Source organism: uncultured Brachyspira sp. (assembly GCF_910578695.1).
Lineage (GTDB): Bacteria > Spirochaetota > Brachyspiria > Brachyspirales > Brachyspiraceae > Brachyspira.
Window position 1 is genome coordinate 1 of the sequence record NZ_CAJTQJ010000022.1, and the last position, 18,480, is coordinate 18,480.

An 18,480-nucleotide genomic window follows, 5' to 3' on the forward strand; every position below is an offset into this window, starting at 1 on the left:
AAATCATATATAATTTAGCAAAAAGGGAGCTTTTTTAGTTATCTGGGCCAGCCCCTAAAAAATTATTAATCTGACATAGAAGTACTTATCATTCTTTCATCAAATTTTTTCTTTATAGTATTAAATTTTTCTCTTGTTTTCATTACCGATGAACCCATTTTACTTATAGCTCTTTGATTAGCAGTATATAATGTTAATAATTTTCTGCTGTAAGGAATCATCTCATTTTTTTTATCTGGGTATAAATTTATTAATTTTACTATTGTGTTATAATATCCTTCATTAGCAGCTATCATTCTATAATGCTTCATTTCAAGATTTTTAATTCTGCCTTCGCTTTCTTCTATACTGCTGTTTATATTAAAATTATTATTATTATTATTATTATAAGATATATTTTCCATAGCATTCATAAGATTTTCTATAGTATATATAGAATCTTCTCTTGAAGCCTCTTCTCCCCTATTCAAAAAAACTATAGGATCGCTGTCTGAGTTTTGATTAAAAAGTTCTGATTTATCATCTATTGTACTAATATAAGCCTCTCTAGGATTTAATACTCTTTCATCATTATCAGTAACCACATCAATAGCTCCCTCTTTTAAAACAACTATAGTAGAACCGTCCTCAGCAAAAGCAACTTCAAAGCTAGTACCTTTTACAATAGAAGTTGTAGTAGGAGTATGTATTTCAATGAGAGAACCTATATTTTTATTTATATCTACGCTAATATATCCTTCCAGAAGTGAAATTGAAATTATATTATAATCCTTTGATATAGGAGCATTAACCAAAAGTATAGTATTTTGAGGCACTATAATAGTACCCATTTTATCGCCTCTTCTATTTAAAGTAAGTTCTGCCTGAGTATTACTTGTAGTTCTTAATCTATATTCACTATGTACTTCGCTTCCTCTGAAAGCTCTTAATGATTTATTTATATCTGTTTTTTCTATAAATGCCAAGCCTGATATTTCTGTTACTTTAAAAGATATATCCTGAGATAATAAAATACTGCTTAATAATAAAGCAAAAAATATTGATGATAAAAATATTCTATTAAGCATAAATATACTCCTTAGTTTTAATACATAATACCATCAAGCAATATAAGTGTATAATTTAGAATTAAAAAAGTCAATAGCTGTAAATTTATATATTTATATTGATAATAGGAAGTATAGGATATGTAAAAATAAGATTCAAATTAAAATCTTGAAGATTTAATTTTATTTCATCTATTGTATTTATATTGCTGCAGCATATACTTATTATATAAGAATAATCAAGCATAAAACTAGAAAAAAATAAACTATAAGCATCTTTTATAACTCTTTCAGTCAAATCTACTTCAATAGAATTTTTTATATCAAAAATAGTCTTTCCAAGCATTTTTATATATGCTTCTTTAATAGTCCATATTGTAAAAAAATCTATTTCTAATTTATGAGTATTTTTAAGATATTCAATCTCACTTTTATAAAAATATTCTTCTGCTATAGAAAAAAAATCTCTTTTTCTTATCTTTTCAGCATCTATTCCAACATTATATTCATCGCTCATAACAGCAGCAAATAACTTTGAAGTATGAGTACCATTAAAATGCAGGCTGTTTTCATTTTTTAAATAAGGTTTTTTATTTTCTTCTCTTTCTATAATTAAATCATTTTTATAATAATATTTATCAGCCATAGAAATAATTAAATTTTCTAATTTTTTTCTTGCTTCTTCTCGGTTATTGTTTTCATTAAAGCTGTATTCTAAATAAGTCATAATATTTTCTCATATTTTATTTCTTAATGTAAGCATTTCTATATTAAAACCAACTTTTTCGTATAGTTTTAAAGCTTTTTCATTATTTTCAAAAACATTTAATTCTATATATTCAGATTCTTTTTTTATAGACCATTCTTTTATTTTTTCTATCAATTTAGAAGCTGCTGATTTATTCCTAAATTTTTTTAGTACAAAAATATCTAAAATAAAAGTAAATTTATGAGGTATTACTGATGTATAATTAGAAGTATTTTCTTGCCTTATAACAGAAAAACCAATAATATCAATTTCTGCAATAAATATCTCAGATGCTTCTTGTTCTATTATAGATAATAAAAAATTCACATCCTGCCTTGCTTTTTTGACAAATAAAGGCTTTAAAATTGATATTTCTTCAAAAAATAATCTATAAATTCTTCCATTTTGCCTATTTACATATATCATTTTTATTTGCTTTTCTTATATTCATCAAATAATTTTTCCTATCAATGTATGGCTCTTTATTTCTGTAACTTCTGCATTAAAAATATCTCCCATATTAATCTCTTTTTCTTTTTTTACTAGAATTATTCTGTTTTCTTTGCTTCTGCATAAATAATGCATATTATCTTTTGATATATCATCTGCCATTACAGAAGTTTTTTTGCCAATCTGCTTTGATAATAATTTTTGAGCCAATTCTCTTTGATAATTTACAAGATTTGTTAATCTCCTTGCCCCTGCTGCCTTATCATACTGCACATTTTTTTTATAAGCAATAGAGCCTTCTCTCTCTGAATATTTATACATATAAGCTTCTTCAAAACCTATGCTTTCAAGCAAATTTAAAGTTTCCTGATACTCTTCTTCTGTTTCATCAGCATAGCCGACTATAATATCTGTTGAAATAGGAAAATCGTCAGCATAATCTCTTAAATATGATACTTTTTTTATATACTCATCTTTAGTATATTTTCTATTCATTAAATTTAATATTCTATCAGAACCGCTTTGAAAAGGCAGATGAATATGCTTGCATAAACTATTTAAACTGCATACAGCATCAGCTAAATCTTTATCAAAATCTTTAGGATGAGAAGTTAAAAACCTTATCCATACTTTATCCCTGTTTTTTTCATCTATAACTTTATCCAATTTATATAATAAATCTGTAAAGCTGATTTCATTATCAATATCAATCCCATAAGAATTAACATTCTGCCCAAGCAGTGTTATCTCTTTAGCCCCGTCATCTATAAGTCTTTTTAATTCTTCTACTATTTCAGAAGATTTTCTGCTTACCATTTTGCCCCTTGTATGAGGTACTATACAGTAAGTACACCAATTATTACAGCCATGAGATATTGGTATAAATGCTTTATGAGGCTTATCTTCATCAACATAAGATTTATGAAATATATAATTATCATTAAATTTTCTTATAAAAACTTCATCATCTTTCAAATAATCTATGATATTAAGTTCATTATATACATCAAATATTTTATCAGCACCAATATTTTCAAGATGATTTTTAGAAGTTTGAGCCATACAGCCCATAATTATTATTTTAACATCTTTTTTATTTTTCTTTCTATTTGCATTAAATAATTTAACTCTTGAAAATACTCTCTCTTCGGCATGAGCTCTTACACTGCATGTATTTATGATTATATTATCAGCATTTTCATAATTTTCTGTTTGTATAAAACCTTCCTGCATAAGCGAATTAATCAGGCTATTAGAATCCGCCTTATTCATTTGGCAGCCGTAATTTTCTAGGTAAAAATTCTTCATACTATATCTTTATTTTAATATTTCTTATTATTTTTTTATGAATTTGGATTTTATATCTTCAACTATTATTTCAGGAACTAATCCGTCTATAGGACCATTAAATTTAAGTATTTCCTTTATTAAAGAAGAACTTACATAAGCATAATTTTCAGATGTATGTAAAAATATAGTGTCCATTTCAGGATATAATAATTTATTCATTCTTGACATCTTCAATTCATAATACAAATCTTCGCTGTCTCTTATACCTCTAGCCAATACTTTTATATCATTGTGCTTCATATACTCTGTAACAAGTCCGTTTATAGAAACTATTTCTATTGCATCATTATTACCGATACTTTTTTCTATCATATTAACTCTTTCTTCTATAGAGAAAGTCGGAGATTTATCTAAATTTACAGCCAAAGATATATAAACTTTATCAAAAATATTTGATAATCTATTAAGCACATCTAAATGTCCTAAGGTAAAAGGATCAAATGTTCCAGGGAATATTACTTTTCCATTTTTCATAATATAAATATTATATATAAAATTAATAATATATCAATACATAAATAACATTTATATATCAAATATTTTTTATATTTTACTAAAATAAATTTGTATATTAATACAGTTAATATATTTCAGCTAATTATAGATTTATTATATAAAAAAGATCTTAAAAATCAAAAAATGCCCTGCATTTATAAAAATTACAGGGCTTATTATTATAAACATATAAATTATAATGCATCTAATTCTTTTCTTATTTTAGAATATACCTCTTCAGGAGTACCAATACTTTCTATTTTGATTATTTTCGCATTGCCGCTATAATAATCTAATACAGGCTTGCTTTGATTTTCAAATACTTTTAATCTGTTTTTAATAGTTTCTTCATTATCATCGGCACGTCCTCTCTTTAATAGTCTGTCTATTATTACTTCTTCTGAAGCAAATATATCTATTACAGCACTTATCTTATAATTCAGACTATCCAATATAGATGATAATTCTTTAGCCTGCTCCATAGTTCTAGGAAATCCGTCAAGCATAAATCCTTTTTTGCAGTCATCTTTTTTTATTCTGTCTTTTAGCATATCAATAACTAAACTGTCAGGTACTAACTCGCCTTTATCCATATAAGATTTTGCAGTTTTTCCTAATTCAGTACCATTTGCTATATTTTCTCTTAACATATCTCCTGTGGCAATATGTGCTATAGAATAATCTTTTTCAATCAATGCAGATTGAGTACCTTTTCCCACTCCGGGAGCTCCTATAAAAATTATATTCAGCATGTTTTTACTCCTAAAAATTATACCATTATTAATAGTATATTGAATAATAATGTTTTGTCAAATGTAATTTAATAATTTTATTATATTGATTTTATGCCTTACCACCGCAGCGAATACATTATATTTGCTCCGCTTAAATCTGCATTAAATGAAAGCCGTTCTACAGCGAAGTTATTTTCATTTATCCAAAGCATATAGTATATACCTGTAGTTAAAGCAAAAGCACCTGTTATAACCATTCCCGCTATATATACCTGCATAGCTGTATTGTAATTTCTTAAATCTACAGGCGGTCTGTTAGGACTATTTTGATATTTATTATAATAGTTAACCATAGTAGAATCCAATACTTCTCCTGCATATATATATGTGCCTACTGAAAATATAGCACTTACTATAGTTAATCCTAGAAAAATCTTTGTATTTCTTTCATAATTTTTAAATATTTTATCGGCTAATGTAGGTTCTTTAAATCTCTTCATACTTGGGGTTAAATTTAGGGAATTGGTATTATCTATTGTAAAAGTACCATAATAATCTATATAATTTTTATTTGTTATCTTTATAGAGTATGTTCCGAAACCGAAATACTTATTTATCATATTTGTAGGATTTTCTTTTATACCATTTATAACAACAGAACTTTCTTCTTCTCCAGGTATATTAATTGCAACCCTTGCTCTATTAGTTAATTCCATTAGTTTAAAATTTAAAAGCACATTTTCTCTTGGCTTTTCAAAAGAAAGCATAGTATCTATAGTTTCATACGATTCTTTTTTTATAGTAAATCTATGATTATTAGTTGTTAGTGCAGGTACATATAAAGTCTTTCCGCTTTTTCCTACTAATACATCATCCACATAAACAAATGCATCTTCAGGACTCACATCTATTGCAATAACTCCTGTTTTATCCAAGAAACTTATTTTATTGGCTATATCTAAAGCATAATTTGGTATTTGATCATCAATTTTAGATTCTGGTATGCTTATGGAGTATGAATTTATCTTTTTTTCTCTGATATATGCTACGTATGTTTTTATATTGATATTTGGTCTGTCATATTCTATAGTGCCGAATACAGCTACATCGCAGTTTCTGGTAAATACATAGTTTTTTATATCATCTCCGAAATATTCATAATAATTTTTTCCTATATCAACATTTTGTATAAAATTATTGGTATTTTTTAAAATTATATTGCTTCCATTATGATTGAATAATATCTCATCTTCTTCTAAAACAAACTCTTTGCTTTCAGGAGTTATTAATTGAACATTGCTTCTCACACTGCCCCAATTAGTATAAGCTGTAATTTCATAATTTGTTATGATGATTATATTGCTTCCGTCATTTTTACTTGTATATGTTATATTGGTAAATTTATATACTTTATAATCGTATGCTCTTTCAAAATTCACAGGAGTAATCACATAATTAGTTTCTGACTGAAGTCTTAATGTTTTATTATACTCCATTTGATTTGCAATAGAATCGGCTACTGCAAAACATAAATAATTATAATTTGTATTATTGCCTATATTAGTATATATGTATATATCAACCTTAGCTGTTTCTGAACTCGTATAATAAGGTCTTACCTTTTCAACAGTAATAGGCTTACCGCCGAATGGATAAACTGTGATATATAATAAAATTTCTAATATTAATAGTATAATGATTCTTCTTATATTCATATATTTAATTTTTAATGTTATTTATAGTTTATTAATTTTATACTAAAAAATATCTTTTATCAATATCCTGTAATATTATTATTTTTATATTTTATTATTACTAATGATAAATTCGCTTATAACTTTTTTAATTTATATAAAGGTATTGACAATTTTACAGTTTCGTATATATTTATTAGTCAATATTACTCTATATAATAACTGTTGGAGAATCATTATGGATATATCTAAAAGAATTCAGAGATTAAAGGTTTCGCCTGTAAGAAAATTAAACCCTTATGCTGAAGATGCTGTTAAAAGAGGAATAAAAATATATCATCTTAATGTAGGACAGCCCGATATTGAAACACCGAGAATATTTTTTGAAGCTATTTCTAAATATAATGATAAAACGCTTAAATATGAACATTCAAGAGGCATAAAACCGCTTATTAATAAGATTCAAAAATATTATGAAAAATTAGGACTTCATTATGAGGAAGAAGAAATTGTTGTTACAAGCGGAGGCTCTGAAGCTATATCTTTTGCTATGCTTGCTATATTTGATGAGGGAGATGAAATATTGGTATCCGAACCCTTATATGCAAATTATAAGAGTTTTTATGATATTTACAATATAAAATATAATGCTGTTAGAACTTATGCTGAAGACGGTTTTCATCTTCCAAGCCGTGAAGAGATAGAAAAACATATCACTCCTAAAACTAAAGCATTTATGCTTGCAAATCCTTCCAACCCTACAGGTGTTGTATATACTAAAAAAGAATTAGATGATATTGCCTACATTGCAAAAAAGTATGATTTATTCATAATAAGCGATGAAGTTTATAGAGAATTTATTTACGGCGACAGAAAAGCTATTAGTTTCGGTACTTATAAAGATCTAGAAGAACATGTTATTATAATAGATTCCATATCAAAAAGATTTTCTGCATGCGGTGCAAGAGTAGGATGTCTTATAAGTAAAAATAAAAAATTAATGACAGCAGTATTCAGAGAATGTCAGGCTAGATTATCCCTTCCTACTTTAGATATGATAGGAGCTGCTGCTTTATATGACTTGCCTGATAATTATTTTGATGATGCTTTAAAAGAATATGATTACAGAAGAAAGATCATATTTGAAGAACTTTCTACTATGGAAGGAGTTATTTCTCATGAACCTGAGGGGGCTTTTTATGTGCTTGCTAAACTTCCTGTAAAAAATGCTGAAAATTTCATTATATGGCTTTTAAAAGATTTTAATATCAATAATGAAACTGTTATGTTCGCACCTGCAGAAGGATTTTATGCAACAGAGGGACTAGGGAAAGATGAGGTTAGGATATCTTATGCTTTGGATGCTGAAGATTTAAAAAAATCTATGCATATACTTAGAGAAGCCTTAATAAAATATAAAGAGATAGATAAATAATGGTCTTATAATAATTAAAAAAATGAAAAGGGGCTATAATTTATCTTATAGCTCCTTTACTTTTTATAGAAAAATCATTCTAAATAAATTGGAGTTGAATATGCATTTGTCTAAAAGAATACAGCAGCTTAAAGCTTCGCCTATAAGAAGACTTAATATTTATGCTGAAGAAGCTGCAAAAAGAGGAATAAAAATACATCATCTTAATATAGGACAGCCTGATATAGAAACGCCTAGAGTATTTTTTGATGCTATTTATAACTGTAATATAAAAACGGTTAAATATGAACATTCCAGAGGGTCTAAAGAACTTATTAATAAAATTCAAGCATATTATAAAAGATTAGGTATGCATTATGATGAAGATGAGATAATAATAACTAATGGAGGAAGCGAGGCTATACTTTTGAGCCTGATAGCCATATTTGATGAAGGCGATGAAATACTTGTATCAGAGCCTTATTATGCTAATTATAATAGTTTTTATGATATACTTAATATTAGAAGAAATGTAATTAGAACTTATGCCGAAGACGGTTTTCATCTGCCTAATAGAGAAGAGATAGAAAAAAGCATAAGTAAAAAAACTAAGGGATATTTATTTTCTAATCCTTCTAATCCTACAGGAGTTGTATCTACCAAAAAAGAGTTAGATGATATTGCTTATTTATCTAAAAAGCATGATTTTTTTGTCATAAGCGATGAGGTATACAGAGAATTTGTTTATGGGGATAGAAAGGCTATTAGTTTAGGAACTTATAATGATATAGCGGAGAATGTTATTATAATAGATTCTATATCAAAAAGATTTTCTGCATGCGGTGCAAGAATAGGATGCATAATAAGTAAAAATAAAGAGTTTATGGAAGCTGTATTTAAAGAATGTCAGGCTAGATTATCAGTTCCTACTCTTGAAATGATAGGGGCTTCTGCTTTATATGATTTGCCTGATGATTATTTTGAAGCTTCAAGAAAGGAATATGACAGCAGAAGGAAAATTCTTTTTGAAGAACTCACAAAAATGGATGGGGTATTTATGAAAGAGCCTGAGGGAGCTTTTTATGTACTTGCTAAACTTCCTGTAAAAGATGCTGAAGATTTTGCTATTTGGCTTCTTAAAGATTTTAATATTGATAATGAAACTGTGATGTTTGCTCCTGCTGAAGGTTTTTATACTACAAATGGCTTTGGAAAAGATGAGGTGAGAATGTGCTATGTACTTGATTCCAAAGATTTGAAAAAAGCTATGAGAATTTTAAAAGAGGGATTGATAAAATATAAAAAAGAAGTAGAAAAATAAAATTAGGCTCTCTTATATAACTAAAATTTGCTGCTTCCAGCTTAAAACCCAATATAATTATATTAATAGCTTTAAAATTATTTTTAATAAACACTGCAGTTTTTAACAAGGCAGAACGTTCATAATTTTTATTAGCAATAATATAAAGTTTATCGCTAGCAACAATAAAGATAAACGAGCAACTTATAAATTATTTAACTAAGCGAGCCTAAGCTAGCGTTGCTAAAGGCGGACAGAGTTTTTTGCTGAAAGCAAGCAGAGCGGCGAACAATTTTTATTACATTATATTTTAAAATCATCTGGATTTTCAAAATATTTTATCAAGCTAAACAGCATTAAACTTTTTATAGTAGGCTTTACAGATTCATCTAAATTAGTCATATAAAGTTTAATTTTAAAAGACTGAAGATTTTTATATAATTTAAGTATTTTAGCTATCCCTGTACTATTAATTTCTCTAACATTCTTCATATCAAGCAGTACTACAGGCATTCTTATATTGCAGGCTTCATTAGAGTCTTCTATAAAATTTTTTATTTCATCAGGAGAAGAAAGGTTAGCTTCCATAACTATAGATATGTATTCATTATTAAATTCTATAGCCAAAGCAACACCTCTTTAAGATAAAATATCAGTAAAAAAGAATGTGGGCAGGGAGGGATTCGCACCCCCGTAGACTCACGTCGGCAGATTTACAGTCTGCTGCCATTGACTGCTCGGCCACCTACCCATATTAATTTGAAAACTTGAAAGTATAATATCATAATTAAATAAAAAAGTCAATACTGTATTTTATTTTTTACACTATAATAAAAATATTATGGTATCTTTTTATTATAGAATAATATATAATCTTAATATTCTTTTATTATGATTTTATATGGAGATAAAATGAAAAAAATTGCTTTTGTAATAACTGCTGCTTTATTAATGATTTTGTCATCTTGCAGTTCTTCTAAATATAAATTAGAAAAAAAAGAGAGCAGTAATAACAATACATTTGAAACTGCTCAAAAAATTAATCAAGACGGTATAATAGGCAAACTTAGTGGAGATAATACAGATTATTATTATTTTGTATTTGAAGGAAATAAAGAAATTATAGATTTGTATATATCAAATTCTGCATATTCTCCTGTTATAGCAACTTTATACGATTATAATAAAAATATCATAAAAGTTATAAATGAACCTGATATAATAGATTATAAAGCAAATGAGACAAATACAAATAATATAAATAATACATATTCAAATCAGAATAATCAGAAAGAAAAAATTATATATTCAGAGCAGATAATGAAAAATATTTATTTTGAGTCTTCTTCAAATAGTGAAGAAAATAAATATTATATATCTATAGCATCTAAAGATACTGTAAAAGAAAATATTGATTATACATTTATACTTCAGAAAAGAAATTATAAAGAAACTGATGAGAAAGAGCCTAATGATAAAATATCTTCTTCTCAAATTATAGATGTCAATAGCGAAAACAGACTTTATACTATAGAAGGATATTATAGCCAAACTTATAATCCTACTCTAAAAACAGGGGATTTAAAAAATATGGAAATAGATTCTTATAAAATAACAAATAGTTCTTTTAATACATACTCTATTTCTATAGAACTTTCAGGAGTTCCTGCCATAGATGCAAGCATAAGGCTTTATGATCAAAATGGAAATTGGATAACAATGAAAGATATTAATAATACAGGAGATGGGGAAACTGTCGATAAACTGATACTTTATCCTTATATGTCTTATTATTTTATATTATCAGTAAGCAATACAGTCAATAATATACCATACAGAGTAAGCATTATAGCAAAGCCTTTCGATAAATATACAGAACATGAACCTAATAATAAATATTCAGAAGCTCAGACTATAGAGTTTGATAAAACTTATAAAGGTGCTATAGATTACTCTTATGATAGAGATTATTACAGTTTCAGCATACCTATAAAATCAAGTGTTAAGCTTTCATATTTTTTAATAGATTCTCAGGCTGTTAATATAAGCATTTCTAATGAATTATTAGGAAAAATAGCTCAAATGCCTCAAAATGATGATGAACAGATTATAAGTTTAGAGCAGGGAAGATACTATCTTATATTTGAAAGAGATTTGACAAAAGAAGGCTGGAAAAAAGGAATTTCTAAGGCAAGAAACTATGAATTTAATATGAGCATATCAAATGAAATAAACAGCTATTATAATTATGATTTATACAATAATAATGCTTATGAAACTGACTATTATAATTACAGCAATAATTATTTAAATAATAATGATAATATAGAGGAAGATGATTTAGAAAGCAATTTTAATAATAATATTATAATTATAAGACCTGAAGATTATAATTCTGAATATTATTATTATGATAATAATAATAACAATAATAATACAAATGAAGATGTATATAGGTATTATGAAAATGATTATAGCTATGAATAAATATAATTATAGATATAATGAAAATAATTATTAAATTTTATATGCTATTGATAAAGAATGCATTTTATAATATACTACTTTATTATTTTAAATTTGTTTTATAAATTATGTAAAATATATTTTTAATGCAGAAGACTTATTATTATGAAGAAATTTTTTAATAAAACTGAAGTATTATCAGAAAATAACGGCAAGAAAAAAAGAAAATTTAAAAAGAGATATATATTTCTGATTTTTATTTTTATACTGACTGCAGGCATAATAGGAGCAAGAATATATTTCAATAATGAAAGAGTAAAAAATCTTATTGAAAACATTGTTTATTCATCTACAAATAGAAAATTAGAAATAGGAGATTTTAAATATGCTTTATTATCTCCTAAAATAGAAATGAGTAATATTATTCTTTATAATTCTGATAATTTTAATAATGAAGAAAATATCAAGATAGATAATTTTAAATTAAAATTTTCACTTTTTTCTTTATTTTTTTTCAAACTTCATATTAAGGATTTAACTGTAGATAATTTATATGTTTATATGTTTACAGATGAAAGCGGAAATTGGAATCTTCCTGATTTGCCTCCTTCAAAACCTAAAAAGGAAGATACGAATAAAGAGCCTTTTGATATGAGTAAATTAGATTTTCTTAAATTAAAAGCTGAAATAGAAAATATAAGAATAAATAATTTAGCATTCAAAGCAGACAGTAAATCATTTATAACAAATAATCCTAATAACGGACTTACAGCTAGTTTAAGTAATTATAATCTTCATTTGGATATGCATACTAAAAGATTTGCATTATCTCAGGTTATGGGTGTAAGGGCGCCTGAAATTTTAAAAGATATTTATTTGAAAAGTTTTATAAAGAGCAGCTTAGCCTATAATGACAGAAGCATTTTTTTTAATGATAATCCTTTATTTAATTTAGATATATCATATCCTAACAGTGAAGACAGCAGTAAAAATAAAGATGAAATAGTAATAATATTTGATTTTGAGATAGATGAACCTAATTTCAGTTATAACGGCATTAAAAGAGATGATATGCAATTTGCCGCTCATTTGCTTGCCAGATATAATATAAAAACTCAAAGTGTATCTATAGAAAATATGTCTTCTGAACTTTTAAATGATGAAATATTAAAAACTGTCGTTTCAGCCAATCAAATATTCAGCAGAAATATAGGTATTAATTTGGATACATTATATGCAAGACTTAATTTAAATAAAATAAATACTTTAATACCGATGTTTTTACCTTCTTTGGGTATTAAAATGGGGGGAATGGTTAATATAGATGCAGATAAAAGCAGCGGTACCATTAATAATTTAACTAATACTATAAATATAGCATTAGATAAAATAAATATGTCTATGGGAAATACTATAGATATAAATAATCTTAATTCAAAAACTAAATTAAGCTTTACTTTTAATCCTGATAATATTTCAAGCGAAGATATAAAATTAGAACATAAAACTACTATTGACAGAGTAACTGCTATTAATAAATATAGATTCAGCAGTACCGATTTAACTTTAAGAGTTTTATCATCATTAAACGGTGCTTTGGCTGTTGCTCCTGCTATTATAGATTCTAATAAAAAAAGCGATACTGTAGTTTATATTGATAATATATCTTCAAAATATATTAATTCTAATATAAAAGCTGATGGTGCTGTAAAATTCGATGAGCCTACTGATTTGAATATAGAAGTAAGTGCTTTGCCTATAGCTCATTTCACAGGAGGGCTTGCAAGAGGTTCTTTAAATTTAAATATTAATATTTTTGGAGAGATGATAAATAATATTAATGCTAAAGTTAATGGCATTATAAATAATTTCTCTTATAATTTAAATGGCGAGGTTTCATCTACTGCCGATGCAAAACTTAATGTAAATGCTAATGCTGATTTGCTTAGCCAAAATATAAAAGTTAATCAATTAAATCTTGATTTGGATAATTTTCTTAATTTCAGGTCTAATCTTGATTTGGAAGGTATGGGATTAAAGGGCGGTTTTGTTAATATATCCTCTTTGAGAATAGCTCCTTATGCTATGAAAAATTGGCTTTCTGTTAAATTTGCTGAGATTTTGGATGCTCTTCCTTTTGAAGATGATATAAAAATGACTAGTGCTTTGGGTTATAATTTATCTTTAGAAGATACATTTGCTTCCGTTACGAATTTCAGTACTTTCTATGTAACAGAAAAGCAGTACAAACTTCAGGATGTCACTATGAAAGTTGATGCTGATGTTAATTTTGGGGAGAACCTATATGCTGATATTAGAGAGTTTAATTTACAAAGCCCTACAAATAAATTGAAAGTTTATGTTAATGGATATTTTACTCCTACAATAAAAAATGCTGATTTAAATTATGATATAGGATTAGACACTGATAGTTTATATCTTCCTTTCGGCATAGAGATAGGAGGCTTATTTAATATCAATGGAAATTTAAAAAACAACAGAGCAGACGGAATTTTTAAAACCGATGAATTCTTTGCCAATATGGATTTGCCTGATAAAATGTCTTTATTATTAGATGGGCTTACTTCAAATATAGATTATCATTTTGATTTAACTCCTACGCAAAATGAAGTTTCTGCAACTGCCGCAAGATACACGCCTCTTGTTTCGCAAATACCGAATATATTTTTCAGACAGTTAAGAGTATATTTGAAAGTACCGCCTTTTATAGATGACAGCATAAGAATAAGAGATTTTTCTTCTTCTGTTAAAGTTCAGGGACATGGAATTACAATACAAGATTTGAAATCTTCTCTTTATATAGGCGGAGAAAAATTTGATGATAATTTATTTTTAGCTTCTATACAAAATAATACAGCCCCTAGAAGAGGTGCTATACATTTGCCTTGGATTAATATTGATTTGGGAAGTTTTAATACTAGTAGTATAAAATATGATATGCGTGTTTTGGCAAGCGATATTAATTTTAAATATCTTCTTCCGCCTGAAAACAGAGAAAAAATAAATGATGAAAAACTGCTTGTTAATCTTACAGCAGATATTGCAGGAGTTGGAATAAGTCCTTTAAATAATATAAAACCTACTACATTCTTTGTTGGTATAAGTAAAATGTCTACAGAATTTTCTAAGTTTTTGATAGAGATGATAAGACCTATTAACCCTGGTATATCTACAGTTGAAAATATAGTACAATTCGGATATGATCCTAATTCAGTGGAATTTAGTATATCTGCAAATAAGGTATTTACTACATTCTATTTTAGAGACCAGAACTTAGACAAGCCTAATCAGCAGAAGCAGCAGTTAATAGCATTTGAAGGCGATAAATTCGGACTTGAACCTATGCCTTTTTCTGATGTTATTTCGTATTTAGAGGGCGGAAAGTAATAACATTTATAGGAGATTTTATGAAGTTTTATAATATGATTTTTGCTTTAATCATTTTTATATTTATTATTACAGGCTGTTCAAAACTTATATTAGTTCAGGAGCCTGAGATGCGTGTTTTGGGAGGAAAAACATTAATAGAAGCTCAAGTATTGGGAAGATACAGGCAGATAGATGAAAGTGCATATCAAATATCCACTCTTTCCAGCGATGAAGACTTAAATCTTATTATGGTAAGCACTAATGTTTCTGATGAATTAGCTCAAGGATATAAAGAGGCTCTTATTAGAAGTATGTTTAATCAAGATGAAATTAATTTATATAAAACTAATTATTATATAGGTGAAAATAACGGAGGGTATTTATCATATATAGCTTTTGATATTTCAAAACCTAAAAATACATACAGCGAAGAGAGAATAAAATATATAAAAGAAATAATGGAAAAAGAAAACTCAGATAGAAGAACTATAGCAGAATATTTAATACTGTCAGACCCTAAACTCAGTATGGCTAATATTAAAGAAATTGAAACAGCATTATATAGAAGAAATATACAAAAACTTATAGATAATTCATATTATCAATTACCTGACAGCACTTGGATAGTATATACTAATAATACTAACAAATGATAAAAATAACAGCCATTATTTTTTATTCTTTTGAACTTCTATATAAGAAGAAAAATTAGTTAATATCTGCTTTATATTTTTATACATTTTAGCATCTTCTTCATATTTTAAAACTTCTTTTGTCTTACTGTCTATTTGCTTTATATTATAAAGATAATTATTAAAATATTCATCTATAGTTTTATTATATTTTGATACTATATTTTCTTCTTCATAAGCTTTTATAACTTTTTTTGAAAGTGTTTTTTTCCAATTTCCAGAAAAAGACATAAAGCCTGATAGTATAAATACAATGCTTGGAAGAAATGTTAAAGATACTCCAACAATATTTATTATCTTCATATTGCTCTTTTTTAATAAATTAAATTGAGGTATTATTCCTATAGATGCATTTATTAAATTTGTTTTTATCTTATTAGAGTCATTAATATCTTTAGAATTAAAATCTTCTTGTGTTATATGAAGCATATTATAAAGATTTGTATCAAGATGTAAATTTATACTATTGCATAATACTTTGATATCATCTTTTTTTCTATATACATTATTATCATCAATAGCCTGAATAATTCTATCTATATTTAGAATATTTTTATATATTTCATTAAATGATTCTTTTACTGTAATTTTTATTTTATTGATATTTATTTCTAATTTGTCATTTTCTTGGAAATTATTTTTATTGTCTATAATCTCTAAAGTGTAATTAATATTTTCTAATATTCTATTATAGTAAGCATATTTTATATTTTCATAAAAATCATCTTTAATTTGCTTAACTAACTTTGTATTATTAATTGAAAAAGGAAAAAATCTTTTTCTTAAACTATCATAATCTATTTTTTTAATATTATTTGACTGCTCTATAAAGTTTTTTAATGAATTGAATTTTTTATCTATAACATTATCCAGTTCATTTTCATCAAAAATATTAGCTTTTGAGAATATTATAAAAATATTATTAAAATCATCAGTAAAATTAGCAAGTGCATTTATATTTGTAATATCTTCCTGAGAAAATGCATTTATATCGCATAAATAAATAAACATATTCTGATTATTATATTTTCTTGTATCAAGTACATTTTCCTTATACTCAATAATTCTAAATAATTTTGAATCATCTTGCAAATAATATTCATCATTATTAGTTTCTTCCAAATAGGGATTAGTATCTATATTTTTATCAAATATAGCATTAATAAATGAAGTTTTTCCAGAACTATATCTTCCATAAACTATTATATCAAAACTATCTTCTATTTTGGAATAAATATCAGCTATAATCTCAGAAATTTTTTCACTATTTTTTTTGTCTGCTGCAGTTATCTCTCCATTGATTTTTTCAGTGATTAACTGTATATCAATAAGTTTCTCATAAAGATACGGATTTTCATTTTCAAAAGAACTTTTTCTATATTTTGTAAGTTCATCAATTGTAAGTCCCGTATTTTCTGCAAGCTTATCCAATAAGTCAAGAGTGATATTCTCAGCATTTCTTTCAAGCCTTGAAATATAATCCTGACGCACGCCTAACATCTTAGCAAATTGGCTTTGTGTTAGCTTCAAAATTTTTTCTCTAATATCTTTTAAATTAAAATCAATCATATTTTTTCTATTATTTTTTATTTTTACTTATTATAAAGAAATTATTTAGAATTTCAAGTATGTAAAATTTAAAAAATCATTTTTTTTAAATATGATTAATTATTAGCTATATATGTATTAAAACTATACTGATATATAATTTTTAATATGTTTTTATACATAACTATTAATTTGTATTAAAAAATATTATTATAATAAAAAGCCCGCATATACAAAAATATATACAGGCTTCTTTAAATATATTTTAGAATCTCAATGTAACTCCAAGTCTAGGGAATATTAAAGCCCTTATATTAGAAAATACCTGAAAATCTTTAAACTGACTAAACTCAGGGTTTTCAAATATAGGGGAAGACCAAGGGGAAACATAATAACCTATATCAAATAATGAAATATCTATACCAACCTGCACAGGCCAATTAGCTCCCATTTTAGGAAATAACTGTATCCTCCATCCAAGTTCAAGTGAAAAATAAAATCCTCCATGAGAATATATATCTGCATATCCTGCTTCTTTCAAAGCCTGTCCGCTTAAAGAAAGGGCTGTTCCTCCTATTCTAGGAGATAAGAAAAAACCGAAAGGTGCTTTTTTACGGAAGAAAAACTTAACATTCAAAGACCATGGCACTGTACTGAAACTAATATTATATTTATCCATTTTTATTTCACCTACAGAAAAACCTATATCAAGCCCTACTGTCATAAAATTAAGGGGAGCAAAATCATAGCTAAATCCTAATCCAAAAGCATAATGCTTAAGCTTTGTATCAATATAATTATTACCAGCCATATCAGATATTGTATCTTGTACAGTTCTTTCCATTAATCCGACACCTATATCTAATAAGCCTGCCCATAAAGTAGGTCCGAAATTGATACCGAATAAATTTCTGCCATGCATATAATCTAAAAATGCATTTCCTGTAGGCTCTCCTATATTTTGAGAAAATAATGATGCAGTGCTTAAAGTAAAAATAAGCAATGCTGATAAAATAAACTTTTTCATAAAAAGCCTCCTCTAATTATCATAATTTAATCATAAAATATTTTTACGACAATCCCTACAATGATTTTAGTGATTATAAAAATAAGCATATCTTATTTTAAAAAATATGTCAAGTAAATTTTTAAT

General features: G+C 26.2%; 15 protein-coding genes and 1 tRNA gene. 5 read left to right on the forward strand and 11 right to left on the reverse strand.

Features of this window, described 5'->3' with window-relative positions; translation table 11 throughout:
- Positions 1 to 65: 65 nt before the first annotated feature.
- The 7 genes from QZ288_RS07235 to QZ288_RS07265 all read right to left on the reverse strand — a co-directional run bounded on the left by QZ288_RS07235 (position 66) and on the right by QZ288_RS07265 (position 6,538).
- Complete coding sequence (locus QZ288_RS07235) at positions 66 to 1,067, reverse strand: FecR family protein (protein ID WP_295157029.1); 1,002 nt, start codon at positions 1,065 to 1,067, stop codon at positions 66 to 68.
- An 85-nt stretch (positions 1,068 to 1,152) separates the two neighbouring features.
- Positions 1,153 to 1,773, reverse strand: a complete 621-nt coding sequence (locus tag QZ288_RS07240; RefSeq protein WP_295157032.1) for a 4'-phosphopantetheinyl transferase superfamily protein — start codon at positions 1,771 to 1,773, stop codon at positions 1,153 to 1,155.
- 9 nt (positions 1,774 to 1,782) lie between these two features.
- Positions 1,783 to 2,220, reverse strand: coding sequence for a GNAT family N-acetyltransferase (locus tag QZ288_RS07245; protein ID WP_295157035.1), 438 nt, complete (start codon positions 2,218 to 2,220; stop codon positions 1,783 to 1,785).
- Between the two features lie 24 nt (positions 2,221 to 2,244).
- A complete protein-coding gene (gene miaB / locus QZ288_RS07250; protein WP_295157038.1) occupies positions 2,245 to 3,552 on the reverse strand; it encodes a tRNA (N6-isopentenyl adenosine(37)-C2)-methylthiotransferase MiaB in 1,308 nt (435 codons plus the stop codon).
- 27 nt (positions 3,553 to 3,579) lie between these two features.
- Complete coding sequence (gene coaD / locus QZ288_RS07255; RefSeq protein WP_295157041.1) at positions 3,580 to 4,068, reverse strand: pantetheine-phosphate adenylyltransferase; 489 nt, start codon at positions 4,066 to 4,068, stop codon at positions 3,580 to 3,582.
- Between the two features lie 215 nt (positions 4,069 to 4,283).
- A complete protein-coding gene (locus QZ288_RS07260) occupies positions 4,284 to 4,841 on the reverse strand; it encodes an adenylate kinase (protein WP_295157044.1) in 558 nt (185 codons plus the stop codon).
- A gap of 98 nt (positions 4,842 to 4,939) precedes the next feature.
- Entirely contained in the window at positions 4,940 to 6,538 is a 1,599-nt protein-coding gene (locus QZ288_RS07265) for a PEGA domain-containing protein (protein WP_295157046.1), read from the reverse strand.
- A gap of 217 nt (positions 6,539 to 6,755) precedes the next feature.
- On the opposite strand from QZ288_RS07265, the gene QZ288_RS07270 reads away from it, so the two are divergent.
- On the forward strand, positions 6,756 to 7,952 hold the full coding sequence (locus QZ288_RS07270; protein WP_295157049.1) for a pyridoxal phosphate-dependent aminotransferase: 1,197 nt from the start codon (positions 6,756 to 6,758) through the stop codon (positions 7,950 to 7,952).
- A gap of 100 nt (positions 7,953 to 8,052) precedes the next feature.
- Positions 8,053 to 9,252, forward strand: a complete 1,200-nt coding sequence (locus QZ288_RS07275) for a pyridoxal phosphate-dependent aminotransferase (RefSeq protein WP_295157052.1) — start codon at positions 8,053 to 8,055, stop codon at positions 9,250 to 9,252.
- Between the two features lie 282 nt (positions 9,253 to 9,534).
- Here QZ288_RS07275 and QZ288_RS07280 read toward each other — a convergent pair whose 3' ends face one another.
- Positions 9,535 to 9,858: an STAS domain-containing protein gene (locus QZ288_RS07280; RefSeq protein WP_295157054.1), complete on the reverse strand. Its 324-nt coding sequence runs from the start codon at positions 9,856 to 9,858 to the stop codon at positions 9,535 to 9,537.
- Positions 9,859 to 9,899: 41 nt separating this feature from the next.
- A tRNA-Tyr gene (locus tag QZ288_RS07285) sits at positions 9,900 to 9,982 on the reverse strand.
- A gap of 161 nt (positions 9,983 to 10,143) precedes the next feature.
- Here QZ288_RS07285 and QZ288_RS07290 point away from each other — a divergent pair.
- From QZ288_RS07290 to QZ288_RS07300, 3 genes are all read left to right on the forward strand, one after another.
- On the forward strand, positions 10,144 to 11,718 hold the full coding sequence (locus QZ288_RS07290; protein ID WP_295157056.1) for a peptidase: 1,575 nt from the start codon (positions 10,144 to 10,146) through the stop codon (positions 11,716 to 11,718).
- Between the two features lie 144 nt (positions 11,719 to 11,862).
- Positions 11,863 to 15,105, forward strand: coding sequence for an AsmA family protein (locus QZ288_RS07295; RefSeq protein ID WP_295157059.1), 3,243 nt, complete (start codon positions 11,863 to 11,865; stop codon positions 15,103 to 15,105).
- A gap of 20 nt (positions 15,106 to 15,125) precedes the next feature.
- Positions 15,126 to 15,740, forward strand: coding sequence for a DUF1318 domain-containing protein (locus QZ288_RS07300; RefSeq protein WP_295157062.1), 615 nt, complete (start codon positions 15,126 to 15,128; stop codon positions 15,738 to 15,740).
- Between the two features lie 15 nt (positions 15,741 to 15,755).
- Here the strand turns inward: QZ288_RS07300 and QZ288_RS07305 are convergent, their stop codons facing one another.
- Together QZ288_RS07305 and QZ288_RS07310 are read right to left on the reverse strand one after the other, a co-directional pair.
- A complete protein-coding gene (locus QZ288_RS07305; RefSeq protein WP_295157065.1) occupies positions 15,756 to 17,348 on the reverse strand; it encodes a helix-turn-helix domain-containing protein in 1,593 nt (530 codons plus the stop codon).
- A 244-nt stretch (positions 17,349 to 17,592) separates the two neighbouring features.
- A complete protein-coding gene (locus QZ288_RS07310; RefSeq protein WP_295157067.1) occupies positions 17,593 to 18,354 on the reverse strand; it encodes a hypothetical protein in 762 nt (253 codons plus the stop codon).
- Positions 18,355 to 18,480: the final 126 nt, after the last annotated feature.